We start from the raw sequence: 16,081 nt of genomic DNA, 5'->3' as shown, positions 1-16,081 counted from the left end.
TTCGGGACGCACAATCCTGAAAACCGCGGGGAAAACTTCTGCTATTCGGCCAACCGCGGGCCGCCCCCGGCCCTACGCTGATGCGTGACACCGGTGGGGGCCGGTGTTGATTCAGGGGTCGAGACAAGTCGGGTACGGCGTCCGGTCCGGGGTAGTGCAGATATGTCTCGGCGGCGGCCGGGTCTGCGGATCACCCGGTCCTGGCGCCGTACCCGCCGTCGTCCGTTCCCCTACCCTTGGGGGTTTTGTGGTTCGTATCCGGGTTCTCGTCGTCGACGATCACCGCATCTTCGCCGAATCGCTCGCAGCCGCGCTCGCGGCCGAGCCGGACGTGGACGTGTCCGCGGCCGGCAGCGGCCCCGCCGCGCTGCGCTGTCTCGAACGCGCGGTGGCCGAGGGCCGCCGCTTCGACGTCCTGCTGGTCGACGCCGATCTCGGCGCGGCCCCCGGGGCCGTGCCGGCCCAGCGGGAGCCGGGGACCGGGCCCCCGCCACCCGCCTCGGACGGGATCGCGCTCGTGGCCGGCGTACGGGTGGCCCATCCAGGGGTCCGTACGGTCGTCCTCGCCGAGCGCGACGACCCGCGCCGGGCCGCCCTCGCCCTGCAGGCGGGCGCCTCGGGCTGGGTGGCCAAGGACTGCTCGCTCTCGCGCCTGCTGGCCGTCATCCGCGGGGTCCTGCGGGAGGAGACCCACCTCCCGCCCGCACTGCTCACCGGAGTGCTCCGCGAACTGACCGCGGCGCGCAAGCACCGTACGGACAGCGAACGGCTCGTGGAGTCCCTCACCCCGCGCGAACACGAGGTGCTGCGCTGCATGGTGGCGGGGCTGGGCCGCAAGGACGTGGCGGCCAGGCTGTTCCTGTCCCCGCACACGGTCCGCACGCACATGCAGAACGTGCTGGGCAAGCTCGGCGTGCACTCCACCCTGGCCGCGGTGGCGCTGGCCCGGCGGGCCGGCGTGCGACCCGCCGACCTAGCCGGGGATGTTGTCGAACGGAGCGGTCAACTGGCGTAGCAGTCCGGCGAGATCACCACGCTGGCTCTGCGAGAGCTGTGCCAGGATCGCCCGTTCCTGGGCCAGCAGCCCGGCGAGGGCCTGGTCGGCGCGGTCCCGGCCCTCGGGGGTGAGCCGCACCAGGACCCCGCGGCGGTCGCTGGGGTCCGGGAGCCGCTCGACGAGGCCCTTCTTGGCGAGCCGGTCGATGCGGTTGGTCATGGTGCCGGAGGTGACCAGGGTCTGGGTCAACAGCTGGCCGGGGGAGAGCTGGTAGGGGGCGCCGGCGCGGCGCAGCGACGTGAGGACGTCGAACTCCCAGGGCTCCAGGCCGTGCTCGGAGAAGGCCAGCCTGCGGGCGCGGTCGAGATGGCGCGCCAGCCTGCTGACGCGGCTCAGGACCTCGAGCGGTTCCACGTCGAGGTCAGGGCGCTCCCGCCGCCATGCCGCCACCAGTCGGTCGACCTCGTCCTCCATGCCGATCAGTGTAAGGGGTCTGTCGATGTGAAGTCTCTTCATCCCGAGTATCTCGATCACGAGTATCTTGACATCGAGATATAATTGAAGCGAGCATGGGGCATGGAGGGGGCCGGAACAGATTCCGCTTCCGAACGCCCCGCCAGCAGGGAGGCTCGAACATGTATTCCGATACCGCGCGTGCAGGGACCCCCACGTCCACCGCGCCCTCCGCACCCACCTGGGATCCCCAGCAGTACCTCCGGCACGCGGGCCACCGCACACGGCCCTTCCTCGACCTGCTCACCCGCATACCCGAACTCCCCCACCGGCCCGCCCGCATCGCCGACCTCGGCTGCGGCCCCGGCAACGTCACCGAACTCCTCGCCACCCGCTGGCCCGAGGCCGCCATCACCGGCTTCGACCTCTCCCCGGAGATGCTCCAGCGCGCCGACGAGCAGTACGCCGGCCCCACCGCCGGCGGCGGCAGCCTCGACTTCCGCCACGGCGACATCGCCGGCTGGCTCCCCGAGGAGCCCTACGACCTGATCGTCTCCAACGCAGCCCTCCAGTGGGTCCCCGGCCACCCGGGCTCCTTCGGCGCCTGGATCAACGGCCTGCGCCCCGGGGGCACCTTCGCCTTCCAGATTCCCGGCAACTTCACCGCCCCCAGCCATGCCCTGCTCGCCGAGCAGTGCGACACCCCGCGCTGGCGCTCCCGCCTCGCCGGACACGGCGCCCGCTACACCCACCTTCTCGAACCCGCCGAATACCTCGCCCGGTTCACCGCCCTGGGCTGCACCGCCGATGTCTGGGAAACCACATACCACCAGCTCCTCCACGGCCCCGACCCCGTCCTCGACTGGGTCAAGGGCACCGCCCTGCGGCCCGTCCTCACCGCCCTCGGCGACGACCGCGAAGCCGTCGACGCCTTCCTCGCCGAATACCGAGACCGGCTGCGCGCGGCCTACCCGAGCGGGCCGCGCGGAACCGTCTTCCCGTTCCGCAGGATCTTCGCCGTAGCCCGCAAGGAGGCCTGACCGTGCTCACCGCCGTCGACCACGTCCAACTCGCCGCGCCGCCGGACTCGGAGGACCGGCTCCGCGTCTACTACACCGACGTCCTGGGCATGACCGAGATCCCCAAGCCGCCCGTCCTCGCCGCCCGCGGAGGCTGCTGGTTCGCCGCAGGACCCGTACAGCTGCACCTCGGCGTCGAGGGCAACTTCCGGCCCGCCCGCAAGGCGCACCCCGGGCTCCGGGTCACCGGCATCGAGGAGTACGCGCAGAGACTGAAGGAGCGGGGCGCCAAGGTCGTCTGGGACGAGAACCTGCCGGGCCACCGCCGCTTCTACTCCGAGGACCCCGTCGGCAACCGGCTCGAATTCCTGGAACCGTACGAAGCGGAGCCCCGCCGCTAGGCCCGCACGACACGACGGCGCCCCGCCACCGGACCACCGGTGACGGGGCGCCGTCGTAGCCTGTGAGGACAGCCCTCAGCTCTTGCGGCGGCCCACCAGCTGCGGCTTCGACTCCAGCCCGTCCAGCCCGTGCCACGCCAGGTTCACCAGGTGCGCGGCCACCTCGGCCTTCTTCGGCTTGCGCACGTCCAGCCACCACTGCCCGGTCAGCGCCACCATCCCGACCAGCGCCTGCGCGTACAGCGGTGCCAGCTTCGGATCGAAGCCGCGGGCCTTGAACTCCAGACCCAGGATGTCCTCGACCTGCGTGGCGATGTCACTGATCAGCGACGCGAACGTACCCGTCGACTGCGCGACCGGGGAATCCCGCACCAGGATCCGGAAGCCGTCCGTGTACGACTCGATGTAGTCCAGCAGCGCGAACGCCGCCTGCTCCAGCAGCTCCCGCGGGTGCCCCGCCGTCAGTGCGCCGGTCACCCCGTCCAGCAACTGGCGCATCTCCCGGTCCACGACGACCGCGTACAGCCCCTCCTTGCCGCCGAAGTGCTCGTACACCACCGGCTTGGACACCCCGGCCTTCGCCGCGATCTCCTCCACCGACGTGCCCTCGAAGCCCTTCTCCGCGAACAGGGCCCGGCCGATATCCAGCAACTGCTGGCGCCGCTCCGCGCCCGTCATCCGCACCCGGCGGCCCCGCCGGGGCTTGTCGCTGCTGGAATTACCGCCGTCGATCGCCACGCCCCCCATCATGCCGCGTTCGGCTCGTTTTCCCTGCGCCGGGCGTCGATGCGGGCCGCGGACGGCCACCGCACGTCGGTGGCCCACCCCAGCTGCTCGAACCAGCGGATCAGCCGCGCACTGGAGTCGACCTGGCCCCGCAGCACACCGTGCCGGGCCGACGTCGGGTCGGCGTGGTGCAGGTTGTGCCACGACTCGCCGCACGACAGCACCGCCAGCCACCACACGTTGCCCGACCGGTCCCGGGACTTGAACGGCCGCTTGCCCACCGCGTGGCAGATGGAATTGATCGACCACGTCACGTGGTGCAGGAGTGCCACCCGCACCAGGGAGCCCCAGAAGAACGCCGTGAACGCCCCCCACCACGACATCGTCACCAGGCCGCCCACCAGCGGCGGGATCGCCAGCGAGAAGATCGTCCAGAAGACGAAGTGCCGCGAGATGCGCCGGATCGCAGGGTCCTTGACCAGGTCCGGGGCGTACTTCTGCTGATCGGTCTGCTCCTCGTCGAAGAGCCAGCCGATGTGCGCCCACCACAGGCCCTTCATCAGCGCCGGCACCGTCTCACCGAACCGCCACGGCGAATGCGGGTCACCCTCGTGGTCCGAGAACTTGTGGTGCTTGCGGTGGTCCGCCACCCACCGCACGAGCGGGCCCTCCACCGCCATCGAGCCCATCACCGCGAGCACGATCCTGAGCGGCCGCTTCGCCTTGAAGGAACCGTGCGTGAAGTAGCGGTGGAAACCGATGGTGATCCCGTGGCAGGCCAGGAAGTACATGAACACCATCAGGCCCAGGTCCAGCCAGCTCACCCCCCAGCCCCAGGCCAGCGGCACCGCCGCCAGCAGCGCCACGAAGGGAACGGTGATGAACAGCAGCAGGGCGATCTGCTCGATCGACCGCTTGTTCTCGCCGCCCAGCGTCGCGGACGGCACAGATGTCTCGGAGGGCGCGGAGGAACCCTCGATCGTATCGGGACTGGTGGTCATGGGGTGTCCCCTGGGGGGTGAGGGAAGTCGGCAGGCTCGCCGGCCACGAACCCTACGGGTCCGTAACCTACGGCATCGTAAGTATGGCAAAGCGGGGGACCGGGGCAAGAGGAGCGCGACCACGGCCACCGTCGTGCGCCCGCGCCGCCCGCCACCCGTCACAGGGCCTGGACGACTCGGCCTATGAGACGTTTGCCCAGGCACACGCAGAGGACACCTATCCTGTTCCCCGTCGGACAGCGCGGTCCGCACGGGCAGCCCGAGCCACACGCAGCAGCGGCGTCCCCCGGACGGAGTCCGACGGGGTGCACGCCGCGCACGGCCGGGAGCCCACCGCCCAGTAGCGCTCGAACACTGCAAGGAGCCGCACCTGTGAGCAGTGCTGACAAGGCCCCCCTGGCCGCCCAGCAGGCCCCCGTCTCCCCGGCCGCCACCGCCAACGCGGAACTGCGCGCGGACATCCGCCGCCTCGGCGACCTCCTCGGGGAGACCCTCGTACGCCAGGAGGGCCAGGACCTGCTCGACCTCGTCGAGCGCGTCCGCGCCCTCACCCGTACCGACGGCGAGGCCGCCGCCGCCCTCCTCGGCGACACGGACCTGGAGACCGCCGCCAAGCTCGTGCGCGCCTTCTCCACCTACTTCCACCTCGCCAACATCACCGAGCAGGTCCACCGCGGCAAGGAACTGCGCGCCCACAGGGCCGCCGAAGGCGGGCTCCTCGCCCGCACCGCCGACATGCTCAAGGACGCCGACCCCCAGCACCTGCGCGAGACGGTCAAGAACCTCAACGTCCGACCCGTCTTCACCGCGCACCCCACCGAGGCGGCCCGCCGCAGCGTCCTCAACAAGCTGCGCCGCATCGCGGCCCTCCTGGAGGAGCCCGTCACCGGCGCCGGCGACCGCCGCCGCCACGACCTGCGCCTCGCCGAGAACATCGACCTCGTCTGGCAGACCGACGAGCTGCGCGTCGTCCGCCCCGAGCCCGCCGACGAGGCCCGCAACGCCATCTACTACCTCGACGAACTGCACGCCGGCGCGGTCGGCGACGTACTGGAGGACCTCGCCGCCGAACTGCGCCGCGTCGGGATCGAGCTGCCCCCCGGCACCCGGCCCCTCACCTTCGGCACCTGGATCGGCGGCGACCGCGACGGCAACCCCAACGTCACCCCCGACGTCACCCGCGACGTGCTGATCCTCCAGCACGAGCACGGCATCACCGACGCCCTCGAACTCGTCGACTTCCTGCGCAGCCTCCTCTCCAACTCCATCCGCTACACCGGAGCCACCGAGGAACTCCTCGCCTCCCTCCAGGCCGACCTCGAACGCCTCCCCGAGATCAGCCCCCGCTACAAGCGGCTGAACGCCGAAGAGCCCTACCGGCTCAAGGCCACCTGCATCCGCCAGAAGCTCCTCAACACCCGGGAGCGGCTCGCCAGGGGCATCCCCCACGAGGAAGGCCGCGACTACCTCGGCACCGCCGAGTTCCTCACCGACCTCACCCTCATCCAGACCTCCCTGCGCGAGCACCGCGGCGGCCTCTTCGCCGACGGCCACATGGACCGCACCATCCGCACCCTCGCCGCCTTCGGCCTCCAGCTCGCCACCATGGACGTGCGCGAGCACGCCGACGCCCACCACCACGCCCTCGGCCAGCTCTTCGACCGGCTCGGCGAGGAATCCTGGCGCTACGCCGACATGCCCCGCGACTACCGGCAGAAGCTCCTGGCGAAGGAACTCCGCTCCCGGCGCCCGCTGGCCCCCACCCCGGCACCCCTGGACGCCGCCGGCGCCAAGACCCTCGGCGTCTTCGGCGCCGTCAAGGACGCCTTCGAGAAGTTCGGCCCCGAGGTCATCGAGTCCTACATCATCTCGATGTGCCAGGGCGCCGACGACGTCTTCGCCGCCGCAGTCCTCGCCCGCGAAGCCGGCCTCATCGACCTCCACGCCGGCTGGGCCAAGATCGGCATCGTCCCGCTCCTGGAGACCACCGACGAGCTCCGCGCCGCCGACGTCATCCTCGACGAAATGCTCGCCGACCCCTCCTACCGGCGCCTGGTCTCCCTCCGCGGCGACGTCCAGGAGGTCATGCTCGGCTATTCCGACTCCTCCAAGTTCGGCGGCATCACCACCAGCCAGTGGGAGATCCACCGCGCCCAGCGCCGCCTGCGCGACGTGGCCCACCGCTACGGCGTCCGCCTGCGCCTCTTCCACGGCCGCGGCGGCACCGTCGGCCGCGGCGGCGGCCCCTCCCACGACGCGATCCTCGCCCAGCCCTGGGGCACCCTCGAAGGCGAGATCAAGGTCACCGAACAGGGCGAGGTCATCTCCGACAAGTACCTCGTCCCGTCGCTGGCCCGCGAGAACCTCGAACTGACCGTCGCCGCCACCCTGCAGGCCTCCGCCCTGCACACCGCGCCCCGCCAGTCCGACGAAGCCCTCGCCCGCTGGGACGCGGCCATGGACACCGTCTCCGACGCCGCCCACGCCGCCTACCGCGAACTCGTCGAAGACCCCGACCTGCCCGCCTACTTCTTCGCCGCCACCCCCGTCGACCAGCTCGCCGACCTCCACCTCGGCTCCCGGCCCTCCCGCCGCCCCGACTCCGGAGCCGGCCTCGACGGCCTGCGCGCCATCCCGTGGGTCTTCGGCTGGACCCAGTCCCGCCAGATCGTCCCCGGCTGGTACGGCGTCGGCTCCGGCCTCAAGGCGCTGCGCGAAGCCGGCCACGAGGACGCCCTCACCGAGATGGGCGAGCGCTGGCACTTCTTCCGCAACTTCCTGTCCAACGTCGAGATGACACTGGCCAAGACCGACCTGCGGATCGCCCGCCACTACGTCGACACCCTCGTCCCCGACCACCTCAAGCACGTCTTCGCCCGCATCGAGGCCGAGCACGAACTCACCGTCCGCGAGGTCCTGCGCATCACCGGGGGCGAGAGGCTCCTCGACTCCCACCCGGTGCTCCAGCAGACCTTCGCCGTACGAGACGCCTACCTCGACCCCATCTCCTACCTCCAGGTCTCCCTCCTGGCCCGCCAGCGCGCAGCCGCCGCCCGCGGCGAGGCGGCCGACCCGCTGCTCGCCCGCGCCCTGCTGCTCACCGTCAACGGCGTCGCCGCGGGCCTGCGCAACACCGGCTGACCCGCCCGCACCACCACGTACGGGAGCCCCCGCACCGACCGGTGCGGGGGCTCCCGTACATCCACACGCCGAGGTCAGGAGTTGTACGCCGACTGCGCGCGCTCCAGGCCCTCCGAGACCAGGCACTCCACCGCGTCCGCCGCCCGGTCGACGAACCAGTCCAGCTCCTTGCGCTCCGTGGAGGAGAAGTCCTTGAGCACGAAGTCCGCGACCTGCATCCGGCCCGGCGGCCGACCGATGCCGCACCGCACCCGGTGGTAGTCCGCACCCATCGACTTCGTCATCGACTTCAGACCGTTGTGCCCGTTGTCCCCGCCGCCCAGCTTCAGGCGCAGCGTCGGGTAGTCGATGTCCAGCTCGTCGTGGACGGCGACGATCCGCTCCAGCGGCACCTTGTAGAAGTCGCGCAGAGCCGTCACCGGACCACCCGACAGGTTCATGAACGACATCGGCTTCGCCAGCACCACCCGGCGGTTCGCCGGCCCCGGCGGACCCGTCCGGCCCTCGACCACCTGTGCCCGCGCCTTGTGCGCCTTGAACCTGCCGCCGATCCGCTCCGCCAGCAGGTCGACCACCATGAACCCGATGTTGTGGCGGTTCCCGGCGTACTCCGGCCCAGGATTGCCCAGACCCACGATCAGCCAGGGCGCCGCGTCGTCCGACATCAAAAGCTCCTTACCGCCTAGAACGAAGACGACCGCCGTCCCGCTCCAGTGGAGCCGGACGGCGGTCGGTCAGCAACTGCTGAGAGGAAGGGGCGAGGCTCAGGCCTCGGCGCCCTCGGTCTCACCCTCGGCGGCCGGCTCCTCGGCCTGCGGGGCGACGACCTGCAGGACGGCGGTCTCGCCCTCGACGGCCAGGGTGGTGCCGGCCGGCAGCTTCAGGTCGGAGGCGTGCACGGTCGCACCGGCCTCCAGGCCCTCGATCGAGACGGTGATCTCGGTCGGGATGTGGGTGGCCTCGGTCTCGACGGAGATCGTGGTGAGCAGGGTCTCCAGCAGGTTGCCACCGGCGGCCAGGTCGCCCTCGGTCACGACCGGAACCTCGACGGTGACCTTCTCGCCCTTCTGGACGATCAGGAAGTCGACGTGCGAGATGGTGCGCTTCAGGGGGTGGCGCTGCACGGCCTTGGGGATGACCAGCTCGGTGCCGCCGCCCGCGATGTCCAGGGAGAGCAGGACGTTCGCGGTCTTCAGCGCCATCATCAGGCCGTGGGCCTCGACGTTGACGTGCTTCGGGTCCGTGCCGTGGCCGTAGATGACACCGGGGGTCAGGGCGTCGCGGCGGGCCTGGCGGGCGGAGCCCTTGCCGAAGGTGTCGCGCAGGGTGGCGGAAAGCTTGACCTCGGACATGCTCACTCCTCGTGGGGTGACGGAAAAACGGACTGGAGTCACCCGGCCGAAACGGCCTGCTACGAAGAGCGCGTCGATAACGGAGCATCCGCACACGAAAGTGCGGCCTCCCTCGCCGAGCAACCTCATGAGTCTACCCGGCGGGAAGGCCGCACTTCAAAAGGATCTAGCCGCAGCGGTTACTGCTGCTCCTCGAACAGGCTCGTCACCGAACCGTCCTCGAAGACCTCGCGCACCGCACGCGCGATCATCGGGGCGATCGACAGCACCGTGATCTTGTCCAGTTCCAGGTCGGACGGGTCCGGCAGGGTGTTCGTGAAGACGAACTCGCTCACCTTCGAGTTCTTCAGGCGGTCGGCCGCGGGACCCGACAGGATGCCGTGCGTCGCCGTCACGATCACGTCCTCCGCGCCGTGCGCGAAGAGCGCCTCGGCCGCGGCGCAGATCGTGCCACCCGTGTCGATCATGTCGTCGACCAGGACGCAGACGCGGCCCTTGACCTCACCGACGACCTCGTGGACCGTCACCTGGTTGGCGACGTCCTTGTCGCGGCGCTTGTGCACGATCGCCAGCGGTGCGTCCAGCCGGTCGCACCAGCGGTCCGCCACCCGCACCCGACCGGCGTCCGGGGACACGATCGTCAGCTTCGTGCGGTCCACCTTCGCGCCCACGTAGTCCGCGAGGACGTTCAACGCCGAGAGGTGGTCCACCGGGCCGTCGAAGAAGCCCTGGATCTGGTCCGTGTGCAGGTCGACCGTCAGGATGCGGTCCGCGCCCGCGGTCTTCAGCAGGTCCGCCACCAGACGCGCCGAGATCGGCTCGCGGCCCTTGTGCTTCTTGTCCTGGCGGGCGTACCCGTAGGACGGGATGATCACGGTGATGGAACGCGCCGACGCGCGCTTCAGCGCGTCGATCATGATCAGCTGCTCCATGATCCACTTGTTGATCGGAGCCGTGTGGCTCTGGATCAGGAAGCAGTCCGCGCCACGCGCCGACTCCTGGAAGCGGACGTAGATCTCACCGTTGGCGAAGTCGAAAGCCTTGGTCGGCACGAGGCCGACTCCCAGCTGGTGCGCGACCTCCTCGGCCAGCTCGGGGTGGGCGCGGCCGGAGAAGAGCATCAGCTTCTTCTCGCCGGTCGTCTTGATCCCGGTCACAGCACTGTCTCCTCAGACGTGTTGAAGCTGCTCGCCCCCATGTGCGTCCGTCCCGCACACGGTGAGCCAGCCGAATTGCGTGCACGTATCACGGTACGCCGTTCGAGGCGTACCTGTTTCCGGTCAGTTCACCTCAGGGGCGCTCGGAGTCCTCCGAGGCCGCCGACTGCGCCGCAGTGGCGGCAGCGCTTCCCGGACGCTTGCGGGCCACCCAGCCCTCGATATTCCGCTGCTGGCCACGGGCCACGGCCAGCGCGCCGGGGGGCACATCCTTCGTGATCACGGATCCGGCGGCCGTGTAGGCCCCGTCCCCGATGGTGACGGGCGCCACAAACATGTTGTCCGACCCCGTCTTGCAATGCGAGCCGACGGTGGTGTGGTGCTTGTGCTCACCGTCGTAGTTCACGAAGACGCTCGCCGCGCCGATGTTCGTGTACTCGCCGATCGTCGCGTCGCCCACGTACGACAGGTGCGGCACCTTGGTGCCCTCGCCGATCGTCGCGTTCTTCATCTCGACGTACGTACCGGCCTTCGCCTTCGCGCCGAGGGTCGTACCCGGGCGCAGGTACGCGAACGGCCCCACGCTCGCCTGCGGGCCCACGACCGCGCTCTCGGCCACCGTGTTGTCCACGCGCGCGCCCGCACCCACCCGGGTGTCGCGCAGCCGGGTGTTGGGGCCGACCTCGGCGCCCTCGGCGATGTGCGTGGTGCCCAGGAGCTGGGTGCCGGGGTGCACGACCGCGTCCTGCCCGAAGGTGACGGTCACGTCCACGAAGGTGCTGGCGGGATCGACGACCGTCACGCCCGCGAGCATGGCCTGCTCCAGCAGGCGGGCGTTCAGCAGGGCGCGGGCCTCGGCGAGCTGCACGCGGTTGTTGATCCCGAGGATCTGGCGGTGGTCGCTGCCCACGGCCGCGCCCACCCGGTGCCCGGCCTCGCGCAGGATGCCGAGGACGTCGGTGAGGTACTCCTCGCCCTGGCTGTTGTCGGTGCGGACCTTGCCGAGCGCGTCGGCGAGGAGGGCGCCGTCGAAGGCGAAGACGCCCGAGTTGATCTCGCGGATCGCACGCTGGGAGTCGGTGGCGTCCTTGTGTTCGACGATCGCGGTCACGGCGCCGCCGGCGTCGCGCACGATGCGGCCGTAGCCCGTGGAGTCGGGCACCTCGGCGGTGAGCACGGTGACGGCGTTGCCGTCGGCGGCGTGCGTCCGCGCCAGCCGGCCCAGGGTCTCCCCGGGCAGCAGCGGGGTGTCGCCGCAGACGACGATCACGGTGCCGTCGACGGGCCCGCCGAGCTCCTGGAGGGCCATGCGGACGGCGTGGCCGGTGCCGTTCTGTTCGTACTGGACGGCGGTGCGGACGTCGGTGTCGATGCCGGCCAGGTGCGCGGTGACCTGCTCCCGGGCGTGGCCGACGACCACGACGAGGTGTTCGGGGTCCAGCTCACGGGAGGCGGCGACGACGTGACCGACGAGCGAGCGCCCGCAGATCTCGTGCAGAACCTTGGGTGTGGCCGACTTCATGCGGGTGCCTTCACCCGCTGCGAGTACGACGACGGCTGCCGGGCGGTTGGCGCTCACGGGTGTGCCCTTCGGCTTCGGGGGTGGACCCGTGAAGGATACCGGGGGGCCGGGGGCCCGAAACGAAGCCGGGTCCCGACCTCTGCGGTCAGGACCCGGACGTGCGCAAGCTCCCCCGCCAGGACTCGAACCCGGACATAAGGCACCAAAAGCCTCAGTGCTGCCAATTACACCACAGGGGACTATTTACGACTAAACCGGACATTGCGTCGCTGTGGTCGAGTCGACGGCACCTACTATGCCGCACCAGCGCCCCTCGGTGCGACGGTAAAGATCGGTGCCTTGGGGGAGTTCTCGGAGGCGTTGGTTCTGTCGGTGGTCTGTAGGGGCGCCTGCGTACGCTGGGCGGCATGACCAGTACGGGGGAAGAGCAAGGCCGTGCCGGGCCGCCTTTGTGGTGGACGCGGCGGCGGGATGTAGTGGTGGACGCGGCGCTGGCCGCGGTGTCCGCCGCGGAGTGCGCGTGGGAGGGGGTCCGCTTCGCGCACGACGCGGGGATCCCCGTGCCCGCCGGGGTGCTGTTCGGAGCCGTCGTGGGGGCCACGCTCGTGCTGCGGCGGCGGTGGCCGATCGCGGTGGTGCTCGTGGGGATCGCCGTGGCGCCGGCCGAGACGGGGTTCCTGCTCTCGGTGGTGGGCATGTACTCGCTCGCCTCGTCCGAGGTGCCCCGGAGGATCATCGCGGCGCTCGCGTCGATGTCGCTGCTGGCGACCTTCGTCGTCATGTACCTGAAGACGCGCGGCGACGTGGAGGCCGATGCGTCGCTCGTGGTCGCCCTGTCCGGGTTCGTCGCGGTCGCGCTGACCGTGCCGCCCGTCCTGCTCGGGCTCTACATCGGCGCCCGGCGGCGGCTGATGGAGAGCCTGCAGGAACGGGCCGACTCGCTTGAGCGGGAGCTGTCGCTGCTGGCGGACCGGGCGGAGGAGCGGGCCGAGTGGGCCCGTACCGAGGAGCGGACCCGGATCGCGCGGGAGATGCACGACGTGGTCGCCCACCGGGTGTCGCTGATGGTCGTGCACGCGGCCGCGCTGGAGGCGGTGGCCGCCAAGGACCCGGCGCGCGCGGCGAAGAACGCCGCGCTGGTGGGGGACATGGGGCGGCAGGCGCTCACGGAGCTGCGGGAGATGCTCGGCGTGCTGCGGGCGGCGCCGAAGCCGGCGGTGGCCGTCGCCGCGGCCGCGGCCGTGGCCGTGGCGACGGCGGGGCCGGTCGCCGTCGGCGGTGCGGAGGAAGGGCCCACGCTGGCGGAGCTGGAGGCGCTGGTCGGGCAGTCGCGGGCGGCCGGAATGGCCGTGGAGATGGTCGTCCAGGGGGACGGCGCGGGGACGGTGTACGCGGCGGAGGTGGAGCAGACGGCGTACCGCGTGGTGCAGGAGGCGCTCACCAACTGCCACAAGCACGCTCCGGGGGCGCGGGTCGTGGTGCGGGTCGCGCACCGGGAGGGCGAGGTGGCGATGCAGGTGGAGAACGGGCCGTGCGAGGGGGCGGCGGACGGGGTGGGGCTGCCGAGCGGGGGGAACGGGCTGGTCGGTATGCGGGAGCGGGTGCTCGGGCTGGGCGGGGTGTTCGTGTCGGGGCCGACGGATGCGGGCGGCTTCCGCGTGTCGGCGGTCCTCCCGGTCCGCTAGGGCCGGCCGCAGGCCCGGCCCGGTGGTGCCGGGGCTCCGCCCCGGACCCCGCGCCTCAATCGCCGGCGGGGCTGGGTTCGGCTGCGCGTGCCCTTCCCGCGGCGGGGCGGGCGGGTCCGGATCGTCCTGCGGACCGGCCCGCTCACCGGGATCCGGGCGCGGTGCGGGCCGGTCCGCGGGGCCGAGGAGGCACTCCGGCGGGGCACCGCCCCACACCACAAAGCCCGCCGGCGATTGAGGCGCGGGGCCCGGGGCAGTGCCCCAGCACCACCCACCCGCCGCAGCCGAACCGCAGGGCCACGGCTGCCAGGGCCACCCGCGCGGGAGCTACGTGGTGAGGCGGGGGGGTTGGAGGCCCGTCAGGAGAAGGGTGAGGGCTTCGTCGACCGTGGGGCCGAGGTACCAGTCGCCCGTGTGGTCGATGCCGTAGACCCGGCCCTCCCGGTCGATGGCGAGGTGGGATCCGCCGTCGGCCTCGACCCCGAGCGGGCAGAGCTGCGTGGACAGGGCCCGGCCCAGGTCGGCGAAGGTGCGGGCGAGGTGGAGCCCGGTGAGGGGGTCGATGCGCACCGGGACCGGGGCGATCTGGCGGCCCGGTCCGGGGGCGGTGACGGTGAGGCCGCCGAACTCGGCCCACGCCTCGACCGCGGCGGGGAAGACCGTGTGCCGGTGGCCGGCGGGCGTCGTGTGGTCCCGCAGGGCGTCGGCCCAGTACTCGGCCTGCTTGATGTCCCAGCGGCCGGGCTCCCACCCGGCGGTCCGCAGCGCGGCGTCCACCGCGACCGGGAAGCGGGTGGTCGAGGAGCGGTCGTAGGAGGCAGAGGTGGTCGTCATTGGCTACTCGGCTGGGGTGAGGTCGACGGAGCGTACGCCGAAGTGGGCGAGGAGGGCGTCGCAGGAGCGGCAGGGGGGCGCGTAGCTGCCGTGGAGGGGGTCGCCGTCCTCGCGGATGCGGCGGGCGGTGATCTTCGCGTGCTTGAGGGAGCGGCGGGCCTCGCTGGGCGAGAGCGGTTTGCGGGAGGCGCGCCGGGAGCGGGCGCCCTCGACGGCGGCCAAGTGGCGCGAGAGCAGTATCGCTTCGGGACATCGGCCGGTGAAACGTTCGCGCTGGCCGCTGGTCAGGGTGTCCAGGAAGTCCTGGACGAGGGGGTGGAGCGCGGGCGGCTGGTCGGCCTTGCCGGCGGTGCCGGTGAGGGTCTCGCCGCGCACGGAGAGGGCGGCGGCGACGGTGGGCAGGATGCCGTCCCTGCGGAAGCGCAGGACGGGTGGTGTGGGCCGGCCGTCGCTGCTGCTCCAGCGCAGGCGTGGGTCGCCGGTGGGGCCGCCCGCTTCGGCGGGTGTGCCGGCCGCTCCGGCGGTGCCGTCGCCCGGATCCGTACGTGTTGCCGTGTTCTGCATGGTCGCGCTTTCCCTCCCGTGGCGGCGGTGGTGACCGCTTTCGCGCACGCCCCCGTGCTGCGGGGACAGCCTGCCAAATGTCATCTGTCATACGGAAGCGGGGTCGAATTTTCGTATCAATTCGGATGTTCCTGGCCCTCGAGCTGGTGTGCGGGTCGTGGGCGGGTGAGCCTCTTGTCCCAGCGCATAGGCTGTGGTGAACCAGCCAGATCCAGCAGGGGGCTACCGCCATGACGACAGGTCGGCTCGGGCAGCAGGCCGCGCCACCCAACGCCGCTTACTCGGGGCAGGTCGTGCATTTCCCGGACCCCGTCCGGGCCGCTCGGCATCCCCACGGAGTGCGGATGGACGGCGACGGGTATCCGGACTTCTCCGCCTACGCGCGTGCGGCGGTGGAGATCGCCGAACCGCCCGAGGGCTTCGGCGTGGACGAGTTGCGGCTGACGGACTACGTGTCCGCGAACGCGGCGATGAAGGCCGCGGGGCACGAGCTGTGGGACACGGTCGGGCCGGTGGCCACCCCGCACGGCTGGACCTGGCACCACGTGGCGGGTTCGCGGCGCATGGAGCTGGTACCCGTCGAGGTGAAGGCGCTGCTGCGGCATCACGCGGGTCTGGCGACGGCTCCGGTCGACCACGAGAAGCGCGGGACACGGCCGTTGCAGGAGGTGCGCCCGGCGCACTTGGGGCTGCCGAAGTCGGTGGTGTCGGTCGGTGAGGAGCAGGTGCAGGGGGTCGAGGAGGACCTCGGCTACCGGCTCCCCGAGGCGTACCGCTCGTTCCTGAAGGCCGCGGGCGGTTGCGCGCCGGTGGGCGCGGGCCTGGACGTGGATCTGGGAGTGCTGGTCGACCAGCCGTTCTTCACAGTGCGTGAGGAGGCCGCGATCAATGATCTGGTGTACGTCAACAAGTGCCTGCGCGACCACCTCACGAAGGACTACCTGTGCGTGGCCTTCGCGCAGGGCGGACTGCTCGCGCTGAAGGTGAAGGGCGAAGGCATCGGATCGGTGTGGTTCTCCCCGTACGACGACGCACGCGACCGGGACGGATGGTCGGTGCAGGAGCGCGTGGAGCGGCTTTTGCTGCCGTGCGGCGGTGATTTCGATGCCTTTCTGGAGCGGTTGGCGGGTAACCCGCCGGAACTGGAGACGGTGGCCGGTCTGATGGTGGACGGCGGATTCGCACGTTCGGTTCCGGTGGCGCGCACCGGTTCGGATGAGGGGTGACGG

The 16,081-nt window shown here is 71.4% G+C and carries 15 protein-coding genes and 1 tRNA gene; 6 read left to right on the top strand and 10 right to left on the bottom strand.

What is annotated here, in order from left to right; all coding sequences use genetic code 11:
* Window positions 1-247: 247 nt before the first annotated feature.
* Window positions 248-1,015: a response regulator transcription factor gene (locus tag ACZ3X1_RS19110; RefSeq protein WP_356815141.1), complete on the top strand. Its 768-nt coding sequence runs from the start codon at window positions 248-250 to the stop codon at window positions 1,013-1,015.
* Here ACZ3X1_RS19110 and ACZ3X1_RS19105 read toward each other — a convergent pair.
* Complete coding sequence (locus ACZ3X1_RS19105; RefSeq protein ID WP_030659599.1) at window positions 974-1,471, bottom strand: MarR family winged helix-turn-helix transcriptional regulator; 498 nt, start codon at window positions 1,469-1,471, stop codon at window positions 974-976. The genes ACZ3X1_RS19110 and ACZ3X1_RS19105 overlap by 42 nt on opposite strands.
* 161 nt (window positions 1,472-1,632) lie before the next feature.
* Between ACZ3X1_RS19105 and ACZ3X1_RS19100 the strand changes: the two genes are divergently transcribed.
* Together ACZ3X1_RS19100 and ACZ3X1_RS19095 are read left to right on the top strand one after the other, a co-directional pair.
* Window positions 1,633-2,490, top strand: a complete 858-nt coding sequence (locus tag ACZ3X1_RS19100) for a trans-aconitate 2-methyltransferase (protein WP_356815140.1) — start codon at window positions 1,633-1,635, stop codon at window positions 2,488-2,490.
* Window positions 2,491-2,492: 2 nt separating this feature from the next.
* Window positions 2,493-2,870: a VOC family protein gene (locus ACZ3X1_RS19095; RefSeq protein WP_467280357.1), complete on the top strand. Its 378-nt coding sequence runs from the start codon at window positions 2,493-2,495 to the stop codon at window positions 2,868-2,870.
* A 75-nt stretch (window positions 2,871-2,945) separates the two neighbouring features.
* Here the strand turns inward: ACZ3X1_RS19095 and ACZ3X1_RS19090 are convergent, their stop codons facing one another.
* Window positions 2,946-3,620, bottom strand: a complete 675-nt coding sequence (locus tag ACZ3X1_RS19090) for a TetR/AcrR family transcriptional regulator (protein WP_356815138.1) — start codon at window positions 3,618-3,620, stop codon at window positions 2,946-2,948.
* Window positions 3,617-4,597, bottom strand: a complete 981-nt coding sequence (locus tag ACZ3X1_RS19085; RefSeq protein ID WP_356815137.1) for an acyl-CoA desaturase — start codon at window positions 4,595-4,597, stop codon at window positions 3,617-3,619. The genes ACZ3X1_RS19090 and ACZ3X1_RS19085 overlap by 4 nt, the downstream gene beginning before the upstream one ends.
* Before the next feature lie 372 nt (window positions 4,598-4,969).
* Between ACZ3X1_RS19085 and ppc the strand changes: the two genes are divergently transcribed.
* The gene (gene ppc / locus ACZ3X1_RS19080; RefSeq protein WP_467280356.1) at window positions 4,970-7,738 is read left to right on the top strand and encodes a phosphoenolpyruvate carboxylase; all 2,769 of its coding nucleotides are present in this window, start codon (window positions 4,970-4,972) and stop codon (window positions 7,736-7,738) included.
* 74 nt (window positions 7,739-7,812) lie between these two features.
* Here the strand turns inward: ppc and pth are convergent, their stop codons facing one another.
* The 5 genes from pth to ACZ3X1_RS19055 form a co-directional block, all read right to left on the bottom strand.
* Window positions 7,813-8,403, bottom strand: coding sequence for an aminoacyl-tRNA hydrolase (pth, locus tag ACZ3X1_RS19075; RefSeq protein ID WP_356815136.1), 591 nt, complete (start codon window positions 8,401-8,403; stop codon window positions 7,813-7,815).
* Window positions 8,404-8,502: 99 nt separating this feature from the next.
* A complete protein-coding gene (locus tag ACZ3X1_RS19070) occupies window positions 8,503-9,090 on the bottom strand; it encodes a 50S ribosomal protein L25/general stress protein Ctc (RefSeq protein WP_356815135.1) in 588 nt (195 codons plus the stop codon).
* A 179-nt stretch (window positions 9,091-9,269) separates the two neighbouring features.
* Window positions 9,270-10,247, bottom strand: a complete 978-nt coding sequence (locus ACZ3X1_RS19065; protein WP_356815134.1) for a ribose-phosphate diphosphokinase — start codon at window positions 10,245-10,247, stop codon at window positions 9,270-9,272.
* A gap of 133 nt (window positions 10,248-10,380) precedes the next feature.
* Window positions 10,381-11,826: a bifunctional UDP-N-acetylglucosamine diphosphorylase/glucosamine-1-phosphate N-acetyltransferase GlmU gene (glmU, locus tag ACZ3X1_RS19060; protein ID WP_467280355.1), complete on the bottom strand. Its 1,446-nt coding sequence runs from the start codon at window positions 11,824-11,826 to the stop codon at window positions 10,381-10,383.
* 110 nt (window positions 11,827-11,936) lie between these two features.
* Window positions 11,937-12,008 (bottom strand) — tRNA-Gln (locus tag ACZ3X1_RS19055).
* A gap of 168 nt (window positions 12,009-12,176) precedes the next feature.
* Here ACZ3X1_RS19055 and ACZ3X1_RS19050 point away from each other — a divergent pair.
* A complete protein-coding gene (locus ACZ3X1_RS19050; protein ID WP_362625456.1) occupies window positions 12,177-13,454 on the top strand; it encodes a histidine kinase in 1,278 nt (425 codons plus the stop codon).
* A gap of 327 nt (window positions 13,455-13,781) precedes the next feature.
* Here ACZ3X1_RS19050 and ACZ3X1_RS19045 read toward each other — a convergent pair whose 3' ends face one another.
* Together ACZ3X1_RS19045 and ACZ3X1_RS19040 are read right to left on the bottom strand one after the other, a co-directional pair.
* Entirely contained in the window at window positions 13,782-14,288 is a 507-nt protein-coding gene (locus ACZ3X1_RS19045) for an SUKH-3 domain-containing protein (protein WP_356813495.1), read from the bottom strand.
* Between the two features lie 3 nt (window positions 14,289-14,291).
* A complete protein-coding gene (locus ACZ3X1_RS19040) occupies window positions 14,292-14,852 on the bottom strand; it encodes a YwqJ-related putative deaminase (protein ID WP_356813494.1) in 561 nt (186 codons plus the stop codon).
* A 230-nt stretch (window positions 14,853-15,082) separates the two neighbouring features.
* Here ACZ3X1_RS19040 and ACZ3X1_RS19035 point away from each other — a divergent pair, with 230 nt between their 5' ends.
* Window positions 15,083-16,078, top strand: coding sequence for an SMI1/KNR4 family protein (locus ACZ3X1_RS19035; RefSeq protein WP_356813493.1), 996 nt, complete (start codon window positions 15,083-15,085; stop codon window positions 16,076-16,078).
* Window positions 16,079-16,081 lie beyond the last annotated feature (3 nt).

Source organism: Streptomyces sp. NPDC023541, assembly GCF_055559995.1.
The sequence above is the reverse complement of the archived record's forward strand: the minus strand, read 5'-3'. Positions and strand labels throughout refer to the sequence as shown.